Origin of the sequence: uncultured Rikenella sp., from assembly GCF_910577125.1 — a bacterium.
In the GTDB taxonomy this organism is placed as follows: domain Bacteria; phylum Bacteroidota; class Bacteroidia; order Bacteroidales; family Rikenellaceae; genus Rikenella.
This window is the reverse complement of sequence record NZ_CAJTMN010000147.1, coordinates 1-4,071: the sequence shown is the minus strand read 5'-3', so window position 1 is coordinate 4,071 and position 4,071 is coordinate 1. Positions and strand designations below refer to the sequence as shown.

Sequence of the window (4,071 nt, the reverse complement as noted above, 5' to 3'; positions counted from 1 at the left end):
TCTAAAGTTTTTCTGGTTCTCTTTGTTCACAAAGAGAACAGTACCCTCAAGCCCAGAGCACACAGATTAATAGCAGATTCGGTCGATCGGCAAGAGCAGCGTGCCGAAATCATTCATCGCATTGAACAGCGCGATATGGGAGTAGTGTCCCCCGCGCAAGTTTTCGAGTCGAATTTCACGGGGGACGATCGTCCCCCGTTTGATAAGCCATTCCCGCATCGTCCCGCGCAAGAGCGGTGAAGCCGGCGTGTGCCAGAGCTCGCACGAGCCTCCCGCCACCCGGAACGCCACATTGCAAAACGTCGTGTCCGTGACCAGCCCGTCGCGGATCAGCAGCGCATCGCCATAGCCCTTCGCCAGCGCCTGTTCGTGCCACACAGTCAGTTCCCTCCGGTCGGCATACTTGTACCCGTAGTCGAAAGACTCGACCTCCACCGCCAGCAGCGAGCCGATCCGGGGAGGCGTATAACGCGAATATTCCACCGCCTCGCCCCCCGCAACCCCGTAGACCACCCGACACTTCGCCACCCCCTCGCGTAAATCTTCCGGCACCGGATGCGCCCTCCGGATCGCCGTCAAATCCGGCACCTCGGCACCGCCGTACAGCCCGCGGCACGTGCGTGCGATCCGTTCCTGATGCAGATGCAGGATTTCAGCCTCCGGCCAGCGACCGTCAGCGATCCGTATCGTTTCCACGCAAAGGCACATAGACTTTCTGTTTCATTTCCGCATACTCCGCCGCCCGGTCGCTGCGGAACGTGACCCCTCCGCCGCTCTTGAAGAGATACTCCCCCCGTTCCGCCCCCGGCCGCCGCTCCAGAAAACGGATCATCACCCCGCTCTCCAGCTCCCTCCCGTCGAACAGACCGCATACCCCTGTATAATACCCCCGGTCGTAGGTCTCCGCCTCCGCGATGATTTCCAGCGTTCGACGTTTCGGCGCCCCCGTCACCGACCCCGCCGGCAGCAACTCGAACAAGATCGACCCCACGTGATCGCGCCAATTCGCCCGCAACTGTCCGCTGATCTCCGAGCTGACCTGCAACAACTCCCCCGCATGTGTCGCCACCTGGTCGACGTAGCGATACCGCTCCACCCGCACCCCCTGCGCTACCCGGTTCAGGTCGTTGCGCAGCAGATCGACGATCGTCGCATGCTCAGCCGCCTCTTTCGCATCCTCCAACACCCGCCGTTCCGCCTCCGGCAGCACCGCATCGATCGTCCCCTTCATCGGGAAGGTCGAAATCCGCCCCTCCGCTCCGATCCGTACGAACCGTTCCGGCGAGAAGCAGACGAACCGGTCGTCGAACCAGACTTTGTACCGCGCCTCCGTCCGGTCGAACACCTCGCGCAGCGTCAGGTTGCAAGTTACCGGCGTTTCGTACGTCAGATTGACCAGATAGCTGTTTCCCGCCCGCAAATGTGTCGCCACCACCTCGAATCCCCGGTCATACTCCGCCTGCGTGACGAACCGCGGTTTCCACACGAATTCCGGCGTTTCGTCGCCCAGCGCGAAAGCATTCGTCCGCCCGCCGATCGCATAGAGCAGCCGGGTCGGATCCACCTCCTCCAGCGGCTCCACCACACAGGCCCGCATCGCATAGTCGATCAGGAACAGAAACGGTCGTCCCTCCGCTCCGTAGCGGTTCATTCGCATCCGCGCCTCGTCTTTGTTGTAATATTCCACCCGTCGGCAAAATCTTGTCCGGCAAAAATAGCATTTTTGCGGTGCAACCCCTATATTTGTGTCCCCTCCCGGAACCGGAGGGCCCTGCGCCCCGGACGCTCCCGGCCTGCCGCGGGGAGAACCATACCTGTAAAAAATCATTCAAACGATGGAAAAACTCGTTTCGCTCGGGATAGTCGAAAACTATTTCGAAAAACTGAAAGCCAACCTCTCGGTCGATGCCGCTATCGTCGGCGGCGGCCCCTCCGGCCTCGTGGCTGCTTACTATCTGGCGAAAGCCGGCAAACGCGTCGTCCTCTACGAACGCAAGCTCGCCCCCGGCGGCGGCATGTGGGGCGGCGCCATGATGTTCAACGACATCATCGTCCAGAAAGAGGCCCTGCCCATCCTCGACGAGCTCGGCGTCAGCTACAAACCTTATAAAGGAGAGGCATACGTGGTGGACTCCGTGCACGCTACCTCCGCCCTCGTCTATGCCGCCACCAAGGCCGGCGCCACCATCTTCAACTGCTACTCCGTGGAAGACGTCATTTTCCACAACGAAGAGGTGGCCGGTCTGGTCGTGAACTGGGCCCCCGTGACGCGCGAAGGGATGCACGTCGACCCTCTGATGGTGACCGCCCGCGCCGTGCTCGAAGGCACCGGCCACGACTGCATGATCGCCCGCCTGGTGGCTCGCAAGAACAACGTCCGGCTCAATACTCCGACCGGCGAAGTGGCCGGCGAACGGTCGCTGAATGTCGAAGAGGGCGAACGGCTCACTGTCGAAAATACCAAGGAGGTCTATCCGGGACTCTTCGTGAGCGGGATGGCCGCCAACGGCGTGAGCGGCGCATTCCGGATGGGGCCGATTTTCGGCGGCATGCTGATGTCGGGCCGGAAAGCTGCCGAACTGATGATCGCCCGGATCGATCGGGCATAATCAGTTTGTTCTCTGAGCTGGAGGGAACTGCCGCTTTCTTGTAAGAAAGCGGCGCAAAGAACTTTCAGTTAGCTACGCTATACCTCAGGCTCCGCAGTCCTCAATCTTCGCAGGTCTGTCGGGCTGGGTTTCCGGTGTGGCGCGCTATTTATGCGGGTAATACCTTAAGCGCGCCCACCGGGAAACCACAGCCCGACGAACAGGCCGAGAGCTGGGCGGCCGGCAGCTTTAGGATGCGAAGCATCCGCCGAAAGTCTTTTTGGTTCTTTTTCTTCAGAAAAAGAACAGTACCCTCCAACCCAATGAAACAAATTATCATGGATAATTTCGGTTTGTACGTCATCCTGACCCGTCCCGCCGTGGGACATGTCGCAGCGGCCGAGATCGCCGTGCGTTGCGGCGTTCGGATGCTCCAGCTGAGGGAGAAGAACCTGCCTGACAACGAGCTGCTGCACATCGCCCGCGAAGTGCGCGCCGTGACCCGCGGGACGGAGACCCGGTTTATCGTCAACGACCGGCCCGATATCGCCCTGCTGAGCGACGCCGACGGCGTTCATGTCGGGCAGGGCGACTTGCCGGTTGCAGACGTGCGGCGCATCGTCGGCCGGGAGATGATCGTGGGCCTTTCGACCCACTCCATCGATCAGGCCCGCGCCGCATTGGCTTCCGAGGGGGTGGACTATATCGGCTTCGGGCCTGTCTATCCGACGACCACCAAAGCCGTGCCCGATCCGGTGGTCGGGACAGCGCTGCTGCGGGAGGTGCTCGGTTTCGCGCAGCTGCCCGTGGTCGCCATCGGCGGGATTTTCCCGGAGACCCTGCCGGCCGTTTTGGCAGCCGGCGCCCGGAATCCCTGCCTCGTGCGGCACTTCATGGAAACGGCCGACCCGGCGGAGATGGAACGGCGTATCCGCGAGATACAGCGTATGATCGGAGCATAAGTCCGACAGCGGTTCCGATATCTGATGTTCAAAATGACAGCCCGCGGGCTGTCATTTTGGCATAAAGAGCCGGCCGCGCGCATTTTGGCACAGAATATGCACGATACAGCCACCGCTGAACGAAACCTGAATTCAGAATCCAAAACAAATAAAAACATTTACCGATCATGAAAATCAAACCGTTAGCAGATCGCGTGCTGATCGAGCCGAAACCGGCCGAGGAAAAAACCGCTTCGGGTCTCTTCATCCCTGACACGGCCAAAGAAAAACCGCTCGCCGGAACTGTCGTGGCGGTAGGCCCGGGTACCGACGAGGTCAAAATGGAGGTCAAAGCGGGCGACCAGGTGCTCTACGGCAAATATGCGGGCACCGAGATCTCGTTCGATGGGAAAGATTATCTCATCATGAAACAAAATGATATCCTTGCGATTATTTAATCGCTCTATTTTGCATTGAACTGGAGGGGACTGCCGCTTTCTTGAAAGAAAGCGGCGCAAAGAACTTTTAGATAGCTACGCTAC

General features: G+C 60.0%; 5 protein-coding genes. 3 read left to right on the top strand and 2 right to left on the bottom strand.

The annotated features are described in order from the left end of the window. Window positions 1-66 precede the first annotated feature (66 nt). Together QZ292_RS09920 and QZ292_RS09915 are read right to left on the bottom strand one after the other, a co-directional pair. Window positions 67-696 (bottom strand): aminotransferase class IV, encoded by a 630-nt coding sequence (locus tag QZ292_RS09920; protein WP_294601101.1) that lies wholly within the window; start codon window positions 694-696, stop codon window positions 67-69. Continuing rightward, window positions 674-1,687 (bottom strand): aminodeoxychorismate synthase component I, encoded by a 1,014-nt coding sequence (locus tag QZ292_RS09915; protein WP_294601099.1) that lies wholly within the window; start codon window positions 1,685-1,687, stop codon window positions 674-676. The genes QZ292_RS09920 and QZ292_RS09915 overlap by 23 nt, the downstream gene beginning before the upstream one ends. A gap of 148 nt (window positions 1,688-1,835) precedes the next feature. On the opposite strand from QZ292_RS09915, the gene QZ292_RS09910 reads away from it, so the two are divergent. From QZ292_RS09910 to QZ292_RS09900, 3 genes are all read left to right on the top strand, one after another. After that, window positions 1,836-2,609, top strand: coding sequence for a sulfide-dependent adenosine diphosphate thiazole synthase (locus QZ292_RS09910; RefSeq protein ID WP_294601097.1), 774 nt, complete (start codon window positions 1,836-1,838; stop codon window positions 2,607-2,609). A 302-nt stretch (window positions 2,610-2,911) separates the two neighbouring features. Further along, complete coding sequence (thiE, locus tag QZ292_RS09905) at window positions 2,912-3,550, top strand: thiamine phosphate synthase (RefSeq protein ID WP_294601094.1); 639 nt, start codon at window positions 2,912-2,914, stop codon at window positions 3,548-3,550. A gap of 167 nt (window positions 3,551-3,717) precedes the next feature. Continuing rightward, the gene (locus QZ292_RS09900) at window positions 3,718-3,987 is read left to right on the top strand and encodes a co-chaperone GroES (protein WP_294592049.1); all 270 of its coding nucleotides are present in this window, start codon (window positions 3,718-3,720) and stop codon (window positions 3,985-3,987) included. Window positions 3,988-4,071: the final 84 nt, after the last annotated feature.